We start from the raw sequence: 21,183 nt of genomic DNA on the forward strand, positions 1-21,183 counted from the left end.
AACTGTGGCGAGGGGATTTATCTGTGGGAGCAAGGCTTGCCCGCGATGAACGATAACGCGGTTCAGCTTTTGGACCGCAGTGAGGCTATCGCGGGCAAGCCTTGCTCCCACAGTAAATCCAACCCTCGCAAGGTTGTGCCTGACTTGATAATCGTGATCGACCGGCAGTGCCCCTGCCGGTCGTTTTTTTATGGGCGCCAATCAGCGCGCTGAATACTTCTCCAAAGGTCGGCGACACAGGACTAGGGTGTTGAGATAACAATAAACAGGATCGCCCACATGACCGCCATGACCCCGTGTCCGGACCGTCCAGGATTGCTGCCTCGCCTGTCCTCGACGCATCTGCCGCGGCGGTCCCTGAGCGAGTCGCTGCTGACTTCCGAGGCGCGGGTAAAACTGCTCTGCGCGCCGGCGGGCAGTGGCAAGAGTGCGTTGTTCGCCGAGTGTTTCCTGCAGGCCCCCGGCGACTGTCGGCTGCATTGGCTGCCCCTGGGGGGCGCGGCATTGAGCGTGGTGCAAATGTGCGAGCTCCTGGCACAGACCCTCGGGCTGGCGATGCTGGATGAAGCGGGGCTGTTGGCCCACCTGGCGCGTTTGCAGACGCCTACCTGGTTATTCCTGGACGACTATTGCCGGGTGCCGAATCCCGAGCTGGACCAACTGCTCGACCGTTTGTTGAACACCAGCAGCCCGGCGTTGCACCTGTGGCTCAATGGTCGCCGCCGCCCCCACTGCAACTGGCCGCGGTTGTTGCTCGATGACGAGTTGTACGAGTTTGACCCGCAGGCGTTGTTCTTCACCCCTGACGATGTCCAGCCACTGCTTCGTCATCTGCCCGCTCCCCAGGCCGCCCGCACGGCCCGCGAGGTGATTCAGCGCAACGGTGGCTGGTGTGCCGGGGTGCGCATCACCCTGCTTGAGCGCTGCGAATGGGCGCGCAGTCATGCATCGCCAGGCCGGCCAGGGACCTTGCTCGACTACCTGGAGTACGAACTGTTCAGCACGCTGACCCCGGACCTCGCACAGGCCTGGCGGGTGCTGGCGCATCTGCCGCGTTTCAATGCCCGGCTGTGCGAGCACCTGTTCGGCGACACGGTGGGTGCGCAATGCCTGCCGTTGTTGCTGGAGCTGGGATGTTTCATCGAACCGTGGGAGCAGACCTCGGACTGGTTGCAAATCTTCCCAGCCCTGGCCCTGCTGGTGCGTGAAGAGCCCTGGTCGCAAGGCCGCTCCTGGCATCGACGGGCCTGCCAGTGGTTTGCGGCCGAGCAGGACTGGCAAATGGCGTTCGAGCAAGCCATGTTGGCCGAGGAATTCGAGACCGCCGTCAGTTTTTTGCAGCATTTGAGCTTCGAGCACGTCTTGCAGCGCCGCAACGCGGTGCTGTTGCTGAGCTTGCATGATCAACAAGGCGACGCGCTGACCCTCGGCACGCCGCAATCGGTGGGGCTGGTCACCGCTGCGCTGTTGTTCGCCGGACGCTTCGACCAGGCGTCGACCTGTATCGAGCAACTGGCCAGGTTCCTGCCGCAGCCTTCGGCCTGTCGACAGCGACAGGTGCTGGCAAGGTGGCTGGTCTTGCGCGGCTGGTTGCTGCACCTCTCGGGCGATGGTGAACCGGCGCGTGAACATTTCCTCCAGGCCCAGGCCAGCCTGGACCCCGAGGCCTGGGCCCAACGGGTGCTGTGCCTGGGTGGACTGACGCAGCAGGCGCTGCTTGCTGGAGAACTGGCCTCGGCGCACGGGCTCAACCGTCAGGCGTTATGCCTGGCGCGTGCGCAAGGCTCGCTGGTCTTCGAAGGATTGCTGGAACTGGATCACGCCCAGGTCCTGGAACAACGCGGCGCGCCGCATCGGGCCGATCATTTGCTGGCCGCCGTCCAGGCGCTGCTGGATAAACCGGGCCAGGATTTTTCTCCATTGTTGGGGCGTATTGTCCTGCGGCGCGGTCGCCTGGCGCTGCGCATGGGGTTTGAGGAACGGGCTGCCGAGCACTTTCAAACGGGCCTGGAAACGGGCCTGCACAGCCAAGACAAACAGGTGCTCTATGGTTTTCTCGGCAAGGCCTGCCTGGCGGCCAACCAGGGTGACTATGGCGAGGCCTTCATGCACCTGCGCGACGCCGAGCGGACCATGCAGCAACGGCACATCCCCGATACCGTCTACCGTGGCGTGTTGTTGCAAACCAGCTGCCAGTTCTGGTTGCAACAGGGGCGGGCGGAACTGGCCCATGAAGCCTTGACCCGCGTCTTGCGGCATTTCCGCGGGCCGCAGGCCAAGCACGCGCCTCCCGCGACCCTGGAGTTGATTGCGAAACTTGAATATCTGCTGGTGCTGGCCGAGGTCTACTTGCAGCGGGCACAGGATCCGCAGGCGCGCCTGCAGGTCCTGATCGCCCAGGCGCAGCACGGCGAAATGCACAGCCTGGAAACCGAACTGCACCTGGTGCTGACGGAGGTCGTCTGGTTGTCCGGCGATCGCGCCCAGGCCCGGGAACGCCTGCAAGAGGGGCTCAAGCGTGTCACGTGCTGGCGGGCCCACCAGGCGTTGTGGGAGCTGCGCATGCGCCAGCCCGAGCTGTTGCGCTGGGGCCAATCGGCAGAACAGGTCGAGTCTCCCGTCACCGTCGAGGACACCTTGCTCAGCCATCGCGAGTTGGAGGTCCTGGAGCTGATTGCCCAGGGTCATTCAAACCAACAGATTGCCGAACAGTTGTTCATCTCGTTGCATACGGTGAAAACCCATGCGCGGCGTATCCACAGCAAGTTGGGTGTACAACGGCGTACACAGGCGGTGGCAAAAGCCAAGGTCATGGGCGTGATGGGTTAGATGCAATGATTTCGAAACTTCACGCACGCTTACACTTGCCTTTTTTACAGTCGGGCACTGGCCTGTGTATAACTGCGTGACTGAAGTTCAAGCCTAAGTTGCCGCTTCAGTTGAACCGAGATGCCGTACTGTTGCATCAGCCGCATAACTAAAAACGGCTCGAACAGGAAGTTCGAGTCCATGAAATGACAAGGATGTCTTATGAATACCCCGTTGTTTTCTTCCCACTCCGAAAGACTGATCGCGCTGAAGAGCACCCGCGTGGATTTTGCCGTGCAGGTGCTATTGGGGCATTACCTGGAGCCGTTGGGCGTTAACCCATTCACGGCCTATGTAAATACATTGAAACCCTTTCCAAGTCCTGAAGTGGAAAGTTCTCGAACACTGTTCGACGAAACCCTGGCCTGGGTTGAAAAGCAAAACCTGCCCACTTATACGCAAGGCTCCAGCAATCTATTCAGCAAGCGTTATTCCTTCGCCGCCGAAGACCGGTTAAAGGCGCTGGACTTGATAGCCTTTGAAAAAATCGTCACCGCCGTTGTTGTAAGTTTGACTGAAGAACCTGCGATCGATTTAGCCCCGCGTACCCTCAGGCCCTTGACCGTCGAGGATATTCACGGTGCATTGAAAGTCCATGTGCCCAGCGTCGATCCGGACGGCGTGTACCTGACCAGCTTTGTTGAGGATGGCCACGGCAAGCGCCTGGTGTCGTCTTCCGAGGGACTGATCGAGTACCTACTGGGCCACTTCGAGAATGATGTGATTCCCTATCACTCCAAGGGCAGCCACCAAGGGGTCTTTACCGTCCCCTTCAATGGCGAAGATCGCTATCTCCATCCGCAACTGATCACCTCGCATCTCAACGATCTAGTGATCAGGATTGTCCCGGATTTCCTGGGCTGATCCTGGACCCGCCTCATACCCCATCCGCCAACTCACGGCCCGGGTCGCCGCCAACAGGCGTTGCGCCGCCGGGCCGTTTTCGTCGGCGTGGAACAGTGAGGTCGGGCCGACGATGGTCATCACCGCCTTCACCTCGCCGACCGCATTGAAGACCGGGGCGGACAAGGCGTCCACGCCCGGCATCAGCAAGCCATGCACATGGTGCAGGCCACGGCTGCGAATTTGCTCGCACAGCGCGGCATAGGCGCGGTCGTCGGCCAGGGCGTGGTGTTCGGTGCCTTGCACTTCCTGCTCGCGCAGGCCGATCGTCTCGCGTGCCGGCAGATAAGCGCTGAACACCAGCCCCGTGGACGAACTGAGCAGCGGCAGTACCGAGCCCAGTTGCGTCACCACGGTCACGGCCCGCACGGCGGGCTCGATGCGCACCACGGTCGCGCCATGGTTGCCCCACACTGCCAGGAAGCAGGTTTCGTTCAAGTCGTCGCGCAGTTCGGCCAGGGGCAGGGCGGCCACTTGCAGCACGTCCATGCCGTTCAGCGCTGCCAGGCCCACGCGCAGGGCTTCGCGGCCCAGGCCATAGTGGTTGGTGGCGGCGTTCTGCTCGGCAAACCCGCTGGCGATCAAGGCCTGCAAGTAGCGATGAACCTTGCTCGCCGGCATCTGCACGTGTTCGGCCAGGCGCGACAGCGACGTGGAGGGGGAGAGTTCGGCCAGGGCCTTGAGAATGTCGGTGCCGACTTCGGCCGAGCGGACTTTCTGTTTACCGTTGCTGAGCGGGGTTTCCATGGAGGCGCAGGGTCCAGAGGCGAATGGGCGTCTTTATAGCTTGACGGTCGCTGTCGAGCAAATTACGTTATGCGTAATTGGATTACGATAAAAATAACCCGGTGCGCCTCAATCACTCCGATGAGTGACGGGCCGCATCCCCAGGAGGCTCCATGAACCTCGATTCCACCGCGTCGGACCTGGTTTACCAATCAGGCTTGGGCAACGAATTTGCCAGCGAAGCCTTGCCCGGCGCCTTGCCCGTCGGCCAGAACTCCCCACAGAAAGCCCCGTACGGTCTCTATGCCGAGTTGTTCTCTGGCACTGCGTTCACCATGGCCCGCAGCGAAGCGCGGCGTACCTGGCTGTATCGCATCCGGCCGTCGGCCAATCACCCGGCCTTCACCAAGCTCGAACGGCAATTGGCGGGCGGTCCATTGGGCGAAGTCACGCCCAATCGCCTGCGCTGGAACCCGCTGGACATTCCCGCCGAGCCCACCGATTTCATCGACGGGCTGGTGTGCATGGCGGCTAATGCCGGCGCGGACAAACCGGCCGGCGTCAGCCTTTATCACTACCGGGCCAACCGCGCCATGGAGCGAGTGTTTTTCAATGCCGACGGTGAATGGCTGATCGTGCCGCAACTGGGACGGCTGCGGATCGCCACCGAGCTGGGCGTGCTGGAACTGGCGCCGCTGGAAATCGCCGTGTTGCCCCGGGGCCTGAAGTTTCGCGTTGAACTGCTCGACCCGCAGGCCCGCGGTTACCTCGCCGAAAACCATGGCGCGCCGCTGCGCTTGCCGGACCTAGGGCCCATCGGCAGCAACGGCCTGGCGAACCCACGGGACTTCCTGACGCCGGTCGCCCATTACGAGAACCTCGCGCAACCGACCACCCTGGTGCAGAAATTCCTCGGTGAGTTGTGGGGGTGCGAGCTGGATCATTCGCCCCTCGACGTGGTGGCCTGGCACGGCAACAACGTGCCGTACAAATATGACCTGCGCCGCTTCAACACGATTGGCACGGTCAGCTTCGATCACCCGGACCCGTCGATTTTCACCGTGTTGACCTCGCCCACCAGCGTCCACGGCCTGGCCAACCTCGATTTCGTGATCTTTCCGCCACGCTGGATGGTGGCGGAAAACACCTTCCGTCCGCCGTGGTTCCATCGCAACCTGATGAACGAATTCATGGGCCTGATCCAAGGCGCCTACGATGCCAAGGCCGAAGGTTTCCTGCCGGGCGGTGCGTCGCTGCACAGTTGCATGAGCGCCCATGGCCCGGACGGCGAGACCTGTACCAAGGCGATCAACGCTGACCTTCAGCCGGCGAAAATCGACAACACCATGGCGTTCATGTTCGAGACCAGCCAGGTATTGCGCCCAAGCCGTTTCGCCCTGGACTGCCCGCAACTGCAAACCGACTACGATGCTTGTTGGGCCTCGCTGCCTGTCACGTTCGACCCGACCCGGAGATAACCATGACTCAACTTTCCCCTGCCCGTAGCTGGGTCGCCAGCGCCAACGGCCATGCCGACTTCCCGTTGCAGAACCTGCCATTGGGTGTCTTCAGCGTCGATGGCGGTGCCTTGCGCAGCGGCGTGGCGATTGGCGAGCGGATTTTCGATCTGCAGGCGGCATTGCACGCGGGCTTGTTCGATGGCGCGGCGCAACAAGCCGTCGAAGCCATGGCCGGCGGCCAGTTGAATGGTTTTTTCGACCTGGGCCGCAACGCCCGGGTGGCCGTGCGTGAACGGCTGCTGGAACTGTTGCGCGAAGACAGTCCGCTGCGCGGCAAGGTCGAAGCGCTGGAGGCGAAGCTGCTGCTCGTCGCCGCTGACTGCCAAATGCACCTGCCGGCCAGGATCAACGACTACACCGACTTCTACGTCGGTATCGAGCACGCGCAGAATGTCGGCAAGCTGTTTCGCCCCGACAATCCATTGCTGCCCAACTACAAATACGTGCCCATCGGTTACCACGGTCGCGCCTCGACCATTCGCCCGTCCGGCACCGACGTGCGCCGGCCCAAGGGCCAGACCCTGCCGGCCGGCCAGACCGAACCGACCTTCGGCCCGTGTGCGCGGCTGGACTATGAGCTGGAGCTGGGCATCTGGATCGGCAAAGGCAACGCACTGGGCGAACCGATTCCCATCGGCGATGCCGCCGAGCACATTGGCGGGTTCTGCCTGCTCAACGACTGGTCGGCCCGGGATATCCAGGCCTGGGAATACCAGCCCCTGGGGCCGTTTCTGTCGAAGAGTTTCCTCACCAGCATTTCGCCGTGGGTGGTGACGGCTGAAGCCCTGGAACCGTTCCGCCGCCCGCAACCGGCGCGCCCGGAAGGCGATCCGCAACCGCTGCCGTATCTGCTGGACACCCGTGACCAGGCCGGCGGTGCTTTCGACATCGAGCTGGAAGTCCTGCTGCTGACCGAGGCCATGGTCGAGCAGAACCTGCCGGCTCAGCGCCTGACGTTGAGCAACACCCAGTACATGTACTGGACCGTGGCGCAAATGGTCGCGCACCACAGCGTCAATGGCTGCCAGTTGCAGGCCGGCGACCTGTTTGGTTCGGGCACCTTGTCGGGGCCTGAAAACCATCAGTTCGGCAGCCTGTTGGAAATCACCGAAGGCGGTAAAAAACCGATCGAACTGGCGTCTGGCGAAGTGCGCCGATTCCTCGAGGACGGTGACGAAATCATCTTGCGGGCCCGCTGCCGCCGCGAGGGTTTCGCCTCCATCGGCTTCGGCGAGTGTCGGGGCAAGATCCTGCCGGCGCGTTGAGGGGCAGTGCATGGAACTCTATACGTACTACCGCTCCACCTCGTCCTATCGGGTGCGTATTGCGCTGGCGCTCAAGGGCCTGGATTACCAGGCCTTGCCCGTCAACCTGATCGCTGCGCCTGGGGGGGAACATCGCCAGCCGGCCTACCTGGCGATCAACCCCCAGGGCCGGGTGCCGGCGCTGCGTACCGATGAAGGGGCGTTGCTGGTGCAATCGCCGGCCATCATCGAATACCTGGAGGAGCGTTATCCCCAGGTACCGCTGCTCAGCGCCGACCTGGCAGTGCGCGCCCACGAGCGTGGTGTCGCTGCGCTGATCGGTTGCGACATTCATCCCCTGCACAACGTCAGCGTGCTCAACAAGCTGCGGCAGTGGGGCCACGATGAAGCGCAGGTGACGGAGTGGATCGGGCATTGGATCAGCCAGGGCTTGGCGGCGGTGGAGCAGTTGATTGGCGACGACGGCTATTGCTTCGGCGCGCTACCGGGGCTGGCGGATGTGTACCTGATCCCGCAGTTGTACGCGGCCGAGCGGTTCAATGTTTCCTTGCAGGAATACCCACGGATCCGGCGCGTGGCGGCATTGGTGGCAGGGCATCCGGCGTTCCAACAGGCGCATCCGGCGAAGCAGCCGGATACCCCTTGATCCCTCCTGTGGGAGCGAGCCTGCTCGCGATAGCAATGGGGCAGACACAATGATGGTGAGGCTGCTTGCCTCATCGCGAGCAAGCTCGTTCCCACAGTTGATCGCATTGAACTCACTGTTGATGTTCGCCGCAGATCCAATGTGGGAGCGAGCTTGCTCGCGATAGCGATTCAACAAGCAACCTGAATCTGCACGCCTGCAACCGCTCAATGCACAACCGAATTCGGCGGCAAATGCCCCAGCCGCTCCGTCAGCCGGATTCGCTGGATCGGATCTTCACTGAGCATCAGCGCATGTTCCAGGTCGAAGCGTTCGGCGTTGGGGCAATCGAGTCGCTGATACAGGCTGGCGCGGGCCAGGTAGTCGGCGGCGCTGGCGTTGCCCAGTTCCAGCACCCGTTCGGCGTCGATCAGCGCCGCGATGTAATCGTCGTTCGCCAGATGCAGTTGGCGCAGGTTGCGCGACAGGCGCTGCAGGATCTGCGTCGGCTCGGCGTTGACCAGGTGCTCCGCCTTGAGCAACATGTTCGCGCCGTATTGGCGTTGCAGCAGTTCCCGGCAGTCATTGGGGTACAGCCGGCGCCCACCGCACGGATCGAGCAGGTGATCGGCGCCGGGCACCTTCAACAGGAAATGCCCGGGAAAATTGACACCGACCATCGGAATTTCCAGGCCCCGGGCCAATTCCAGGGCAATCAGTCCAAGGGCCAGGGGCTGCCCGCGTTTGCGGGCCAGGACTTTATCCAGTAGCGCCGCTCGCGGTCGCAGGGGCGTGAAGTCGTCCTGGGCGAAGCCCAGGTCATTGAGCCGTCGCAACAGGGGCTGGCCCAGTTCGCTGACAGGCAGCATTGGCAGGTCATGGCTGACCTGCTGTTGCAGCTCCTTGAAATCCTTCAGCAAGGCCGGGACGTCGACGTCGCGATCATGTTCGGCAGCGATCCACAACGCCGCTTCGAACAGCGCCGGCGGTGAGCGGTGCAGACAGTCAAAAAAGGCTTGGCGCGGTTTCATCAAACTCTCCGGGCTATGCTCCCGTTTTAGCCCTGCCATGGATTTTCGTCCAGTCTCGGACATGGGCTGTGACAGGTTATGCCGAAAAAGACTGACCACCCTGGCGACTTATTCCGGCGTGCTCCAGCAATTTTCGACTGCACGCCTATACTGGCGAAACAAACAAAAGTGATTCGGGAGCCTTACGATGTTTGCTCTCATGCAAAGCTCCCGCCTTGAATCGCTGCACCTAAGCGTAGACCCGACGACCGGGTTGAAGGCGGTGATTGCCATTCATTGCAGCCGTCCCGGGCCCGCCCTGGGAGGCTGTCGTTATCTTGCCTACCCCGACGACGAAAGTGCCGTGGCTGACGCCGTGCGCTTGGCCCAAGGCATGAGCTACAAGGCGGCGCTGGCCGGTTTGCCTGTGGGCGGTGGGGTGGCGGTGATCATGCGACCGGCCCATGTCGAGAGCCGGGCGGCGCTGTTCGAAGCCTTTGGTCGTTGCATTGAGCAATTGGACGGGCGCTACATCACCGCCATCGACAGCGGCACCTCGGTGGCCGACATGGATTGCATCGCTCAGCAGACCCGCCACGTCACCAGCACCACGGCCTCGGGAGATCCCGCGCCCCACGCGGCAATGGGCGTCTTCGCCGGCATCCGTGCCACCGCCATGGCCCGCCTGGGCAGCGATAACCTCGAAAGCTTGCGGGTGGCGATCCAGGGCTTGGGCAATGTCGGTTATGCCCTGGCCGAACAACTGCACGCGGCGGGTGCCGAATTGCTGGTCAGCGATATCGATCCGGGTAAGGTGCAACTGGCCATGGAGCAATTGGGCGCCCATCCGATCGCCAACGACGCGCTACTCAGTACCCCCTGCGACATCCTTGCTCCCTGCGGCCTGGGCGGGGTACTCAACAGCCACAGCGTGGCGCAACTGCGCTGCTCGGCCGTTGCCGGCTCGGCCCACAATCAGTTGAGCAACCTGCAAGTGGCCGACCAGTTGGAGAGGCGCGGGATTCTCTATGCGCCGGACTATGTGATCAACTCCGGCGGGCTGATCTACGTCGCCCTCAAGCATCGCGGCGAAGAACTGTCGACGATCACCGCGCATTTGTCGAAGATCGGTGCGCGGCTTACGGAAGTCTTCGCCCACGCCCAGGCGGAAAAACGCTCACCGGCCCGGGTGGCCGATGAGCTGGCGGAGCGCCTGTTGTACCGCTGAAAATCAAAAGGAAGTAATGGGTAGCAGTGAAGCTGCCTATCTGTGGGAGCAAGGCTTGCCCGCGATGCAGGTGCCGCGGCTGTTCAGGCTGACCGAGTCATCGTTCATCGCGAGCAAGCTTTGCTCCCACAGCTGCCATTACCTCAACAGGTACACCGGAAAGCACTCGCACAAATGCATCACCCGGCGCCGGGTGTTATCCAGGCGTGCGGCGTTGTCCGGCTGTTCCAGCAGGTCGGCGATCAGGTTCGCCACTTCGGCACATTCCGCTTCGCCAAAGCCACGTGTGGTCAGCGCTGGTGTGCCGATGCGAATGCCGCTGGTGATCGCCGGTTTCTGCGGGTCATTGGGGATCGCGTTTTTGTTCAACGTGATATGGGCACTTTCCAGCAGCGCTTCGGCGTCTTTGCCGGTGATATTCATCGAACGCAGGTCGAGCAGGAACATGTGGCAGTCGGTACCGCCGGACACCACCCGCAAGCCGCGCCGGGTCAGGATGTCGGCCATGACCCGGGCGTTGTCGATCACCCGCTGCTGGTAATGCTTGAACCCGTCGCCCAAGGCTTCGTTGAAGGCCACGGCCTTGGCGGCGATGACATGCATCAGCGGGCCGCCCTGGTACACCGGGAAAATCGTCTTGTCGAGCAGGGCGGCGTATTGCGCCTTGGCCAGGATCAAGCCGCCGCGGGGGCCGCGCAGGGTCTTGTGGGTGGTGGAGGTGATGAAGTCGGCGATGCCCACCGGCGAGGGGTATACGCCGGCAGCGATCAACCCGGCGTAGTGCGCCATGTCCACCATCAGGTAGGCGCCGATTTCATCGCAGACCTTGCGAAAGCGTTGGAAGTCGATGGTCCGCGAATAGGCCGAGGCCCCGGCGATGATCATCTTCGGCCGGTGTTCCCGGGCCAGGGCTTCCATTTCTTCGTAGTCGAGGGTTTCGGTTTCTGCGTCCAGGCCATAGGAAAAGGCCCGGTAGATTTTACCGGAAAAATTTACCGAGGCGCCGTGGGTCAAGTGGCCGCCGTGGGCCAGGGACATGCCCAGAATCGTGTCACCGGGTTCCAGTACCGCCAGGAAAACCGCCTGATTGGCCTGGGAGCCGGAGTGCGGCTGCACGTTGACGTATTCGCAGTTGAACAGTTTGCGCGCGCGTTCGATGGCCAGGTTCTCGATTTCATCGACGACCTTGCAGCCGCCGTAGTAACGCTTGCCCGGATAGCCTTCGGCGTACTTGTTGGTGAGCACGGAGCCCTGGGCCTGGAGCACCTCTTCGCTGACGTAGTTTTCCGACGCGATCAACTCCAGGTGAGTTTCCTGGCGGTTGCGCTCGCGGTCGATCAGGCGGGCAATGGTGGGGTCGAAATTTTGCAGGCTCATGGTGTGATTCCTTAGATAAGCGCTTCGGCCGGTGACGCAGTCACGTGGTGCGGCAACACCCGTGGCTGGCTTTTGGACGAATCGGATAGAAAAATGGAGGTGTCTTTCAAACCGCTGCCGGTGATCAGGATCACGGCGGTTTGCGGGGTGTCGGGGTGTGTTTGCGCGTACTGGAGCAGGCCGGCGAAGGCGCTGGCGGCGCCGGCTTCCGGAAACACGCCGGTGCTGGCGGCCAATCGGGAGGCGGCGGCGACAATGCTCGGGTCGCTGACGCAAATGAACTCGCCGTCGCTGGCGGTCACCGCACGCATGGCTTTGAGGCGATCACGCGGCAACGCCACGTTGATGCTGCTGGCCAGGCTGGTAGGTGGCACGCGTTCGGTTTGCTGCATCGAGCGATCGTAGCGCCAGGCGCGGTACATGAAGTTGCTGTGTTCGGCCTGCACGCCGATCAGGCGTGGGATGCGTTCGATCCAGCCCAATTGCAGCAAGTCGAAAAAGCCTTTGTAGACCGAACCCAGGATGCAGCCGTTGCCGACGGGCACGAACACCAGGTCCGGCACTTGCCAGTTGAGCTGCTCGCACATTTCGAAGGCGACGGTCTTCTTGCCTTCGCTCATGTACGAGTTGATTCCGGTGGTGCGGTTGTACCAGCCGTGTTTTTCGCAGGCGTTGAGGCATTGTTCGAAGGCTTCGTCGTATTGTCCGTCGACCAGCACGATCTCGGCGCCGTAGCCCTGCATCTGCGCGAGCTTTTCGCGGGGCGCGCTCCTGGGCAGATAGATGACGTTGTGCAAGCCCAGGCTGGCGCTCATCCCGGCCAGTGCCGAAGCGGCATTGCCGGTGCTGGCCACCGCCACGGTGCGGGCACCGGATTGCATGGCGTGGGCCACGGCCAGGGCGCTGGCGCGATCCTTCAATGACCCGGTCGGTTGCCGCGATTCGTCTTTTACGAAGACTTTGATCCGGGCACCTTTGCCGAGCAGTTCCGGGCGCGAGTACAGCGGCGTGTTGCCCACCAGTAATGGTGGAATGAATTGCGTCGAGCTCAACGGCATCAAGCGGTCATAGCGCCACATGCCACGGGCATGGTTATGGGCCAGGCTGTCCCGGGACCATTCGCGCTTGAGCGTCGGGTAATCGTAAAGCGCGTCCAGTGCACCATCGACTTTACAATGAGGGCAGTAGTAGCTGACCTCATGGGGCTGGTAGCTTCGATCGCAAACCAGGCACTGCAATACATACTCTCTGTACGAATTTTTCATGGTCACCCTCTGAAAGTACGCTGTGCTGGTGCTTTCCTTGCCAACGTCGGTCCGGCTCACCGGACCGACGGGCACTCCGCTGACAGAAGGTGTTTCAGATCACCATGATGGCGTCGATGGCGACCAGGGTATGGCGTGCCAGCGCGCTGGCGCCGGCGGTGGTGCGGGCCGGGTAGGGCTTGGTGAAGTACTCCTCCATGACGCGATTGAGGGTCGGGAACTCACTCAGGTCGGTAATGAACGCCGTGACCTTGACCACGTTCGCCAGGGTGCCGCCTGCCGCTTCGGCCATTTGCACCAGGTTGTCGAGGGTCTGGCGCAGTTGGCCTTCAAAATCCTTGGCCAGCACTTCGTTGTTCAGCGCCGAGACCGGGGTCTGTGCCGACAGGTAGATGGTTTGCCCGTGGCTGACCTTGATGCCCTGGGAATAGGTGCCCAGCGGCAGTGGCGCCTTGTCGGTGAAAATGACGTTCTCTTCGCCCAGGAAAGGTTTGGCGGCCGGCTGGATTTGAGCGGTGGTTTGCATGGTGACGTTCCTTGTTAAGTGGATGGGGTTAGTGCAAATCGGCAACCTGCTTGACAGCCAGGCTGGAAAATTCCTCGTCGCGGCAACGGGCCGGGGAAAAGTGCTGGTAGTTGAGTTGCAGCGCCGCCAGGTCGGCCGGCATGGCGATGCCCAGCGCCGCATGACTGCACAGGCGTGCAATGGCGGGTGCGGCCTGGATGCCGTAGCCACCCAGGGCCGCAAGCCAGATAAAGCTCTCTTGCTGCGGGTCCTGGCCGAGCACCGGCGAGCGGTCGGCGACGAAGGTGCGCAGACCGGCCCATTTATTGATGATCGAGCGGGGGCGCAGGCGCGTAGTGTTTTGCAGGCGATCCATGGTGATGGCCAGGTCAAGCTCTTCCGGCAGCGCGTCGCAGGGCAACGACGGGCTTTCATCGCAGGGGGAGACGATCAGTCGCCCAGCTTCAGGCTTGATGAAAATGTCCTCGTCCACCGTGCCCAGGTAGGGCGTGTGGTGCACGTCGCACTGTGGATCGACCGCCAGCACGGTGCGCCGCAACGGTCGGACGCCGACTTTGGGCACGCCACAGCGCTCGGCGAACTCATCGGCCCAGGCACCGGCGGCGTTGACCACAATGGCGCTTTGCAGTTGCTGGCCGTCCCGGGTGTGCAAGCGCCAGTACCCGTCGCGACGCTCGCCACGCAGTACTTCGGTCTCGCGCTTGACCACGCCACCACGGGCACGCAGGCCACTCAGGTAAGCGCCATGAATGCCATGCACATCCAGGTCGAAGGCGCTGGGCTCATAGATCCCGGCGCTCCAGGCGCCTTCGGCGAGGTAGGGGACCAGTTCCTGTACTTGCTTGTCATCAAGCAACTCGGCCGTGGGCACTTGCTCCAGCACGGCGTTGAAACGTGCTTTGAGTTTGTCCACCCGTGCCGCCTGGGCCACGATCAGTGCGCCCCGCGGCGCCCATAGCGGATGCTCGGCCAAGCCCTCGGGCGGGTTCTCGAAAAAGCGTCGGGACGCACAGGTCAGCGAGCGGATCTGCTGGTTGCCGTAGCTTTCCATCGAGATCGCGGCCGAGCGCCCCGTGGTGTGGTAGGCCAGTTGCTGTTCCTGTTCGAGCAGGCAGACGCTGCCATGGGTCGCCAGCTCATAAGCGGCTGAGACGCCGGCGATGCCGCCACCGACCACGATGAAGTCGTAACGAGCGATCATGGTCGGCTGCCCTCGGCGATAGCGGCGGCTTTGCTTTCCCGGGTGTAGGTCAGCACGAAGTGCGCCACGAGACCAAAAATCAGCCCCCAGAACGCGGCGGCCAGGCCGAGGAAACTCATGCCCGAGGCCGTCACCAGGAAGGTGATCAGTGCTGCTTCCCGCTGCTTCTCATCCGCCATGGCGCCGGTCAGCCCGGCACTGATCGCGCCAAACAAGGCGAGGCCGGCGAGGGAAGCGATCAATTCTTTTGGCAGGGCGGAAAACACCGAGGCCAGGGTCGCGCCAAAGGTGCCCATCAGAATGTAGAACACCCCGCAGGCTATCCCGGCCATGTAGCGTTTGTCGCGGTCCTCGTGGGCTTCGCGACCAGTGCAGATCGCTGCGGTAATGGCCGCCAGGTTAAAACCGTGGGAACCGAACGGGGCCATCAGGACCGAGCCAATTGCGGTGACTGAAATGATCGAGCGCGCTGGCGTGTTGTAGCCCGAGGTGCGCAACACGGCCATGCCTGGCACGTACTGGCCGGTCAGTGTCACCAGCGCCAGTGGCAGGCCGATGTTGATGATTGCGTGCCAGTTCCATTCAGGGGCGACGAAGACCGGGTGGGCCACGGCGATGGTGATCGAGCTGCTGTTGAGCTCACCGAACGAGGCGGCCACCGCGCAACCGACGATCAGCACCGACAGGATCGCGTAGCGTGGCGAAAAGCGCTTGAAGGCCAGGTACGCCGCGATCATCGCCAGCACCAATGCCGGCTGCAGCTTGATCGACGTGAACAGCTCGGCACCAAAGCGGAACAGGATGCCGGCGAGCATGGCGGCGGCAATGGCCTTGGGCAGGCGGCTCATCAGCTTGTCGAACGCCCCGGACAAACCGACCAGGGCGATGATCACCGATGCCACTACATAGGCACCAATGGCTTGGGGCAGGGTCACGGTAGGCAGCATCGACACCAGCAACGCCGCCCCCGGTGTCGACCACGCGGTGATGACGGGGGCACGCAGGCGCCAGCTCAGGAGCAGGCCGGTAATCCCACTGCCGATTGAAATGGCCCAGATCCACGAAGACACCACGTCATCGGGCAGGTGCGCTTCCTTGGCTGCCTGGAACACGATGATGAGCGGGCCGGCGTAGGAAATGATCACGGCGATGAAGCCCGCGATGATCGCTGACAGGGATAGATCCTTTCTGAGTGTGTCCATGATGTCTCGACTTGGCGCGGCAGGAGCGCGCAGTGGATGATTGAGTCGATTGCTTCGATTCGGAATCAGTGTATTTGAATGGATTGAGTTGATTCAATAGGTGGCGGGATTGTTACGAGATATTTTTCTGCTATTACGGAGCATTTTTAGGATATTTGATGGTTAATATATTGATTTTTATAATTATTATTTGTTGTAAGATTTCTTGAATCCACATTGATAAACAATTCAAAAATCGCATCAATCGACTCAATGAATCGTATGTGTCGAATTATTAGTTGCCTAACCTCCATGTGATATGCTCGGATATTCATCATTTCTACGATGGGCAGTGATCATTCATGTGGGTTCCCCAGCTAAGCGAGTTCAGCCAGCCGATGTATTTGTCGATTGCCGATGCGTTGGCGCGCGATATCAACAACGGCGTGCTGAACGAGGGCGATCGCTTGCCGACCTTGCGGGAGCTGGCCACCACCTTGAATGTCACGCCAGGCACCATCAGCCGTGCCTATAGCGAAGCCCATCGGCGTCGGTTGGTGCAGGGAGAAGTGGGGCGTGGCACTTATGTGCTCAACCAGAAGCAGCTGGAACTGCCGGCCAGCAACAGCGCCGCCGCGCCGCTGAACCTGGGGCAATCCGAACTGCTCGACCTTTCGATCATCAAGCCCTACAGCGAGACCCTGGAGTACTGGTTGCGCGGCGCGCTGGTGGGCATGGCGAAAAGCACCGACTTCGCGCGCGCGCTGGATTACGCGCCGGACGGCGGTCACCCGGCCCATCGTGAGGCGGGGGCGCAATGGTTGCGTCATTCATTGCCCGACGCGCAATGGCAGCAAGTGGTGATTACCGCCGGGGCCCAGCACGGCTTGATGGTTGCGATGAGCGCCCTGACCAACGCCGGTGACCTGGTGCTTTGCGAGGCGCTCTGCTACCCCGGTATCATTTCCCTGGCTCACGGCCTTGAGCGTCGCCTGCGCGGCGTGCCGATGGATGACGAAGGCATCATCCCTGAAGCCTTGCGCGAACTGTGCCTGCGAGAGAAGCCGGCGATGCTGGTGTGCGTGGCGACCTGCCAGAACCCGACGGCGGCGATCATGTCGCAGAAACGTCGGGCCCAGATTGCCGCGCTGGCCGAGGAATTCGACTTCATCATCCTGGACGATGACATCTATGGCTTCCTGGCTACCGATCCGTCGATCAAGCCGTTGTCGGCCTTTGCGCCGGATCGTTCGGTGTACCTGACCAGCCTGTCGAAGTCAGTCATGCCGGCGCTTCGCATCGGTTATATCTACAGTCCACCGAAATTGCTGTCACGCCTGACTTCGATGGTCCGCAGCAGTGTCTGGATGCCGTCGCCGTTGACTGCGCAACTGGCCAGCAATGTGATTACCGAAGGCCTGGACAAGAAACTGATCCGCATCCAGCGCAACGAGGCGGCGGGGCGACAAGCGATCGCCCGGGAAATTTTCGCCAATTTCGAGCTCAAGACCCAGCCGTATTCCTATCACGTCTGGTTGACGCTGCCCGAGCCATGGACCAGCGACGAATTCACCATGCTCGCCCGGGCCAACGGCGTATTGGTGCTCAGCGGCACCCAGTTCCAGGCCGAGCGTTCAGGGACCACCCGGTGCGTGCGGTTGGTATTGATGTCGCCCACCAGCCAGGACGAACTGCGCTTCGCCCTGACCAAGCTGGCGAGCCTGATCGATTCGGACCCACGTCGTTATTATTGAAAAAAAGATCGCAGCCTTCGGCAGCTCCTACGCGGTGTAGGCGCTGCCGAAGGCTGCGATCTTTTTGGTTACTCGTCCGACGGGTTGAGCAGTTCGGACAAGGCGTCCGGCTGGCTCTTGAATGCTTTGGCGAACACATCCCGATTCTTCGCCATGTAGATCCCGGCTTCCTCGACCTGTTGCTCGCTCAGCGATGGAACGGCTTTTTGCAACACTTCAGCCAGCAATTCTGCGAGTTCCAGCATTTTGTCATGACGGTCAGCTTCGGCTTTATCCATGAACAAGCGCTCCAGATCTCGGCTGCTGCGGTATACCACTTCGACGGCCATTCACCACCTCACATGCCTTCACATTGGTTTGTCTTTGCGACTACTGTATTTATATACAGGCAAAAGAATAAGCGAATCCTGTTGCTTTGGATAGTGGCTTTTTAATGTAGACCGATTTCGGCATGTGAGCGCGAAGCTAATGTGAGCAAAGCTTGTGTGGGAGCAAAGCTTGCTCGCGATCCGGCCGCATGAAGCCCCAAAAGTGCCGCATACCAGCCTATCGCCATCTCACCCTCAGTCGCTGGCCTTTTTTCTGCATGCAGAACAACCGTCACGTCCAACCCGCATCATCCGGTCGAGTCGACCTAAGGAAACTACATCGTGAAAATCAACTGGGCCGAGAACCTGCGCCAGAACGTCCATCAACTGGCCGAGTCCCTGGGAAACCTGTTCGTCGAGACCTTCCACTACCTGGCGCTGTTCGCCATCGGTGCGGTGACCGCGTGGGCCGCGGTGATGGAGTTCTTGCAGATGCTCGAGGCGGGGCACATCAAGATCGATGACATCCTGCTGCTGTTCATCTACCTGGAATTGGGGGCGATGGTCGGGATCTACTTCAAAACCAACCACATGCCGGTGCGGTTTCTGATCTACGTGGCGATCACTGCGCTGACGCGGCTGTTGATTTCCAACGTTTCCCACCACAGCCCGCCCGACCTGGGGATCATCTACCTGTGCGGTGGCATCCTGCTGCTGGCGTTTTCGATCCTGGTGGTGCGCTATGCGTCGTCGCAGTTCCCCTCGGTGAAGATCGAGCACCCGCACCGCAAGGTCGGCGCGGGTTCAAGCGAACATGCCGAAGTGGAGAAAGGCGAGATTTAAAGGCCAGCGGCAGAAGGTGCCACACCCTGTGCATGCGGTGGCGGCAGCTTGATGTTGTCGCCGCCGGTCATGGCTTCGAGGATGGCCACAGCGCTGTGGCCCTGCTCGATGGCGATGCCGAACTGAATGCTTTGCACCAGGCGCTTGAGCCGCTCCGGGTCGTTGCGTTGCTGGGCGCTGATCATGCGTTTGGCGACGATGCGCCCGCTCTTGGACAGGGTCAGCATGATGCTGCCATCCAGGCCCTGGATACTCAGGTTGATCTGATAGTGCGGCGCAAAAGCGTCGGTAATGATCTGAAAAGGGTTGTCCATGATGCGTCACCGCCTGATTGAACGTGCAGTTGTTGACCGGCCGTGATCGGGATTAGTTCGCAACACCGGACCATCGGCCATTCCATGATCGTGTTCATCTCGAGATTCCTGGGACCAGGCAGACTTCAAAAATCAAAGATCGCAGCCTGCGGCAGCTCCTACAGGGAGTTAGCAAGTGGCATGCCGGAAAAACCGTCGGACAATGATCCCGGTGCCCAAGCGCCGAACGCTCTGGAATGCGGCTGCCCGTTTCGGGGCAATAACGTGCGGATGTTCGTTGACGGTGCAGGAGGGGAGGCAATTTGCGGAGGGTGTGCAGGGCGGGGCAACTCCCGACATTAACAGTGCTTTTGCCCGTTGTCCGGCTTTATTTGCATATGAATATTTATCTTTTCCCAGGGGTTGAATTGTTCCTCCGCCAGCCCGACTCTGTATTCAAGGGGTCGTTGCATCAACGTCGACGGCCCCCGGCGAGCTAGCTGAAATAAGGGATGAACTATGCAAATCCAAGTCAACAGCGATAACCATATTCAAAGCAGCATCCGACTGGAGGAGTGGGTACGTACTACCATCGAAAGCACGCTCGAACGTTACGAAGAGGACCTGACACGGGTCGAGGTTCATCTGCGGGACGAGAATGGCGACAAGCCGGGTCCTCATGACCTGCGTTGCCAGCTTGAAGCACGGCCAAAGGGCCATCAGCCGATTTCCGTGACCCACAAGGCCGATTCGCTGGAACTGGCGATCGAAGGCGCGGCCACCAAACTTGAAAATGCCCTGGAGCATTTGTTCGGCAAACTGCGCGGCAAGCGTGCCGTGACCAACGGTCCGACCGACTCGATGGCCGTGGCTGATGCCATGCTGGAAGAAGAATTCCTGGAGAACGAACGGGCCTCGCTTCACGGCTGAAGCCTTGTTCATTTCAATTCCTACCGAAAAAAAACGGGCCTGCAATTGCAGGCCCGTTTTGCTTTTGTATGTGACCCGTTTATCTGGTGAAGAGCAATCAATGTGGGAGCGAGCCTGCTCGCGATAGCGGTGGGTCGGCTTGCATGGATGTTGAGTGTGCCGGCGTCATCGCGAGCAAGCTCGCTCCCACACTGGATCTTCAGTGGATTGAATTTTATGTTCAGCACAGAACCCCTGTGGGAGCGAGCTTGCTCGCGATAGCGGTGGGTCGGCTTGCATGGATGTTGAGTGTGCCGGCGTCATCGCGAGCAAGCTCGCTCCCACACTGGATCTCCAGTGGATTGAATTTTATGTTCAGCACAGAACCCCTGTGGGAGCGAGCTTGCTCGCGATGGCGATAGCCGGGGCTAGCGCAAAAACGCCTGCCGATACTCTCCGGGCGTCGCGCCCAGGGCCTGGCGAAAACGATGGGTGAAGTGACTGGCGCTGGCAAATCCGCAGGCCAGTGCCACGTCGCCCAACGGTTGCGAAGTGCTACGCAACAGATGCCGCGCCAGGGCAAGCCGTCGTGCCAGCACATATTGATGCGGCGGCAGCCCGAAGCTTTCGCGAAACATCCGCGCGAAGTGGTATTCGGACAATGCACACAGTGCCGCCAGTTGCCCGAGGCTAATGGCCTCGGCCAACTGGCTGTCGACGTAATCCACCAGCAACCGCCGCTGGTGAGCCGCCAGGCCGCCCTTGAGGCGAAGCCCCTGGCGCTGGCCGACCTGGCTGAGCAGCAGGTGGTTGAGCAGGTCATGGGCCAGGCTGGTGGTCAGCAGGCGTTCAGCGGGTTCGTCCCAGTTCAGTGCGATCAACTGGCGAAAGCGTTGTGCCTGTTGCGGGTCGTCGAGAAAGGTCTCCTCGTGCAGTTGCACCTGCCGGGGCTCGCGGTCCAGCAACGTGATGCAACCCAGGGCGAATTGTTCAGGGCTGAAATACAGGTGGGCAAGGCGAATGTCGCCGTTGATGACCCAGGCCGATTCATGCCCGGCGGGCAGTACGCAGAGTTTGCCCGGCGCCCCCGTGGTATCGGGTCGCTCGCGGCGAAACGTACCGGTGCCGCCGGCGATGTAGCAGGACAATGTATGGTGAGTCGGCCCCTCATAGTCCTGGGCGTCGTGATGATTGCTCCACAAAGCGGCCGCCAAGCCGTCTCCGAGCTCGGCGCTGTGCTCCAGGCGAGCGTTGGGCGAGCTGTTGAGGGCTTGAAAGACTTGCAGGCTTTGCAGTGTGGACATGATTGGTTCTCCAACGCTTGCATCCTACTCCGTAGACCGCTCCCTGCCAGCCCATCGCTCATAAAAACCGCAAGTTT

Annotated in this window: 19 protein-coding genes; 9 read left to right on the forward strand and 10 right to left on the reverse strand. The window is 61.3% G+C overall.

The annotated features are described in order from the left end of the window. Positions 1-279: 279 nt before the first annotated feature. A complete protein-coding gene (locus AB4N80_RS10600) occupies positions 280-2,829 on the forward strand; it encodes a helix-turn-helix transcriptional regulator (RefSeq protein WP_305468404.1) in 2,550 nt (849 codons plus the stop codon). Between the two features lie 201 nt (positions 2,830-3,030). Then, a complete protein-coding gene (locus AB4N80_RS10605; RefSeq protein ID WP_460081896.1) occupies positions 3,031-3,732 on the forward strand; it encodes a hypothetical protein in 702 nt (233 codons plus the stop codon). Here AB4N80_RS10605 and AB4N80_RS10610 read toward each other — a convergent pair. Beyond that, on the reverse strand, positions 3,697-4,518 hold the full coding sequence (locus tag AB4N80_RS10610) for an IclR family transcriptional regulator (protein WP_305482181.1): 822 nt from the start codon (positions 4,516-4,518) through the stop codon (positions 3,697-3,699). The genes AB4N80_RS10605 and AB4N80_RS10610 overlap by 36 nt on opposite strands. Before the next feature lie 152 nt (positions 4,519-4,670). On the opposite strand from AB4N80_RS10610, the gene hmgA reads away from it, so the two are divergent. The 3 genes from hmgA to maiA are packed head-to-tail and all read left to right on the forward strand — an operon-like array spanning position 4,671 to position 7,928. Next, positions 4,671-5,975 carry a homogentisate 1,2-dioxygenase gene (gene hmgA / locus AB4N80_RS10615; protein ID WP_305491075.1) on the forward strand — a complete coding sequence of 435 codons (1,305 nt, stop codon included), beginning with the start codon at positions 4,671-4,673 and terminating at the stop codon, positions 5,973-5,975. 2 nt (positions 5,976-5,977) lie between these two features. Next, positions 5,978-7,282 carry a fumarylacetoacetase gene (fahA, locus tag AB4N80_RS10620; protein WP_460081901.1) on the forward strand — a complete coding sequence of 435 codons (1,305 nt, stop codon included), beginning with the start codon at positions 5,978-5,980 and terminating at the stop codon, positions 7,280-7,282. Positions 7,283-7,292: 10 nt separating this feature from the next. Further along, on the forward strand, positions 7,293-7,928 hold the full coding sequence (gene maiA / locus AB4N80_RS10625; protein ID WP_122567054.1) for a maleylacetoacetate isomerase: 636 nt from the start codon (positions 7,293-7,295) through the stop codon (positions 7,926-7,928). Between the two features lie 206 nt (positions 7,929-8,134). On the opposite strand, the gene AB4N80_RS10630 is transcribed toward maiA, so the two are convergent. Continuing rightward, positions 8,135-8,938 (reverse strand): SirB1 family protein, encoded by an 804-nt coding sequence (locus tag AB4N80_RS10630; RefSeq protein ID WP_122567053.1) that lies wholly within the window; start codon positions 8,936-8,938, stop codon positions 8,135-8,137. 187 nt (positions 8,939-9,125) lie between these two features. On the opposite strand from AB4N80_RS10630, the gene AB4N80_RS10635 reads away from it, so the two are divergent. Further along, on the forward strand, positions 9,126-10,145 hold the full coding sequence (locus AB4N80_RS10635) for a Glu/Leu/Phe/Val dehydrogenase family protein (RefSeq protein WP_109754854.1): 1,020 nt from the start codon (positions 9,126-9,128) through the stop codon (positions 10,143-10,145). 138 nt (positions 10,146-10,283) lie between these two features. On the opposite strand, the gene glyA is transcribed toward AB4N80_RS10635, so the two are convergent. From glyA to AB4N80_RS10660, 5 genes are all read right to left on the reverse strand, one after another. Beyond that, complete coding sequence (gene glyA, locus AB4N80_RS10640; protein WP_122567052.1) at positions 10,284-11,522, reverse strand: serine hydroxymethyltransferase; 1,239 nt, start codon at positions 11,520-11,522, stop codon at positions 10,284-10,286. An 11-nt stretch (positions 11,523-11,533) separates the two neighbouring features. Further along, positions 11,534-12,787, reverse strand: a complete 1,254-nt coding sequence (gene thrC / locus AB4N80_RS10645; protein WP_122567051.1) for a threonine synthase — start codon at positions 12,785-12,787, stop codon at positions 11,534-11,536. A gap of 94 nt (positions 12,788-12,881) precedes the next feature. Then, positions 12,882-13,313: a Rid family detoxifying hydrolase gene (locus AB4N80_RS10650; RefSeq protein ID WP_122567050.1), complete on the reverse strand. Its 432-nt coding sequence runs from the start codon at positions 13,311-13,313 to the stop codon at positions 12,882-12,884. A 28-nt stretch (positions 13,314-13,341) separates the two neighbouring features. Then, positions 13,342-14,514 carry an NAD(P)/FAD-dependent oxidoreductase gene (locus AB4N80_RS10655; RefSeq protein ID WP_122567049.1) on the reverse strand — a complete coding sequence of 391 codons (1,173 nt, stop codon included), beginning with the start codon at positions 14,512-14,514 and terminating at the stop codon, positions 13,342-13,344. Beyond that, positions 14,511-15,716, reverse strand: a complete 1,206-nt coding sequence (locus AB4N80_RS10660; RefSeq protein ID WP_122567048.1) for a benzoate/H(+) symporter BenE family transporter — start codon at positions 15,714-15,716, stop codon at positions 14,511-14,513. The genes AB4N80_RS10655 and AB4N80_RS10660 overlap by 4 nt, the downstream gene beginning before the upstream one ends. Positions 15,717-16,057: 341 nt before the next feature. On the opposite strand from AB4N80_RS10660, the gene AB4N80_RS10665 reads away from it, so the two are divergent. Continuing rightward, positions 16,058-17,449 carry an aminotransferase-like domain-containing protein gene (locus AB4N80_RS10665; RefSeq protein WP_060740717.1) on the forward strand — a complete coding sequence of 464 codons (1,392 nt, stop codon included), beginning with the start codon at positions 16,058-16,060 and terminating at the stop codon, positions 17,447-17,449. Between the two features lie 68 nt (positions 17,450-17,517). Here AB4N80_RS10665 and AB4N80_RS10670 read toward each other — a convergent pair whose 3' ends face one another. Then, positions 17,518-17,778: a YebG family protein gene (locus AB4N80_RS10670; RefSeq protein ID WP_003205410.1), complete on the reverse strand. Its 261-nt coding sequence runs from the start codon at positions 17,776-17,778 to the stop codon at positions 17,518-17,520. 321 nt (positions 17,779-18,099) lie between these two features. On the opposite strand from AB4N80_RS10670, the gene AB4N80_RS10675 reads away from it, so the two are divergent. Further along, the gene (locus AB4N80_RS10675; RefSeq protein ID WP_053125067.1) at positions 18,100-18,600 is read left to right on the forward strand and encodes a phosphate-starvation-inducible protein PsiE; all 501 of its coding nucleotides are present in this window, start codon (positions 18,100-18,102) and stop codon (positions 18,598-18,600) included. On the opposite strand, the gene AB4N80_RS10680 is transcribed toward AB4N80_RS10675, so the two are convergent. Next, the gene (locus AB4N80_RS10680) at positions 18,597-18,914 is read right to left on the reverse strand and encodes a DUF3509 domain-containing protein (RefSeq protein WP_122567047.1); all 318 of its coding nucleotides are present in this window, start codon (positions 18,912-18,914) and stop codon (positions 18,597-18,599) included. The genes AB4N80_RS10675 and AB4N80_RS10680 overlap by 4 nt on opposite strands. A 498-nt stretch (positions 18,915-19,412) precedes the next feature. On the opposite strand from AB4N80_RS10680, the gene AB4N80_RS10685 reads away from it, so the two are divergent. Beyond that, a complete protein-coding gene (locus AB4N80_RS10685) occupies positions 19,413-19,823 on the forward strand; it encodes an HPF/RaiA family ribosome-associated protein (protein ID WP_122567046.1) in 411 nt (136 codons plus the stop codon). 407 nt (positions 19,824-20,230) lie between these two features. On the opposite strand, the gene AB4N80_RS10690 is transcribed toward AB4N80_RS10685, so the two are convergent. Continuing rightward, positions 20,231-21,106: a helix-turn-helix domain-containing protein gene (locus AB4N80_RS10690; protein WP_122567044.1), complete on the reverse strand. Its 876-nt coding sequence runs from the start codon at positions 21,104-21,106 to the stop codon at positions 20,231-20,233. Positions 21,107-21,183: the final 77 nt, after the last annotated feature.

Source organism: Pseudomonas sp. H3_A02, assembly GCF_054671965.1.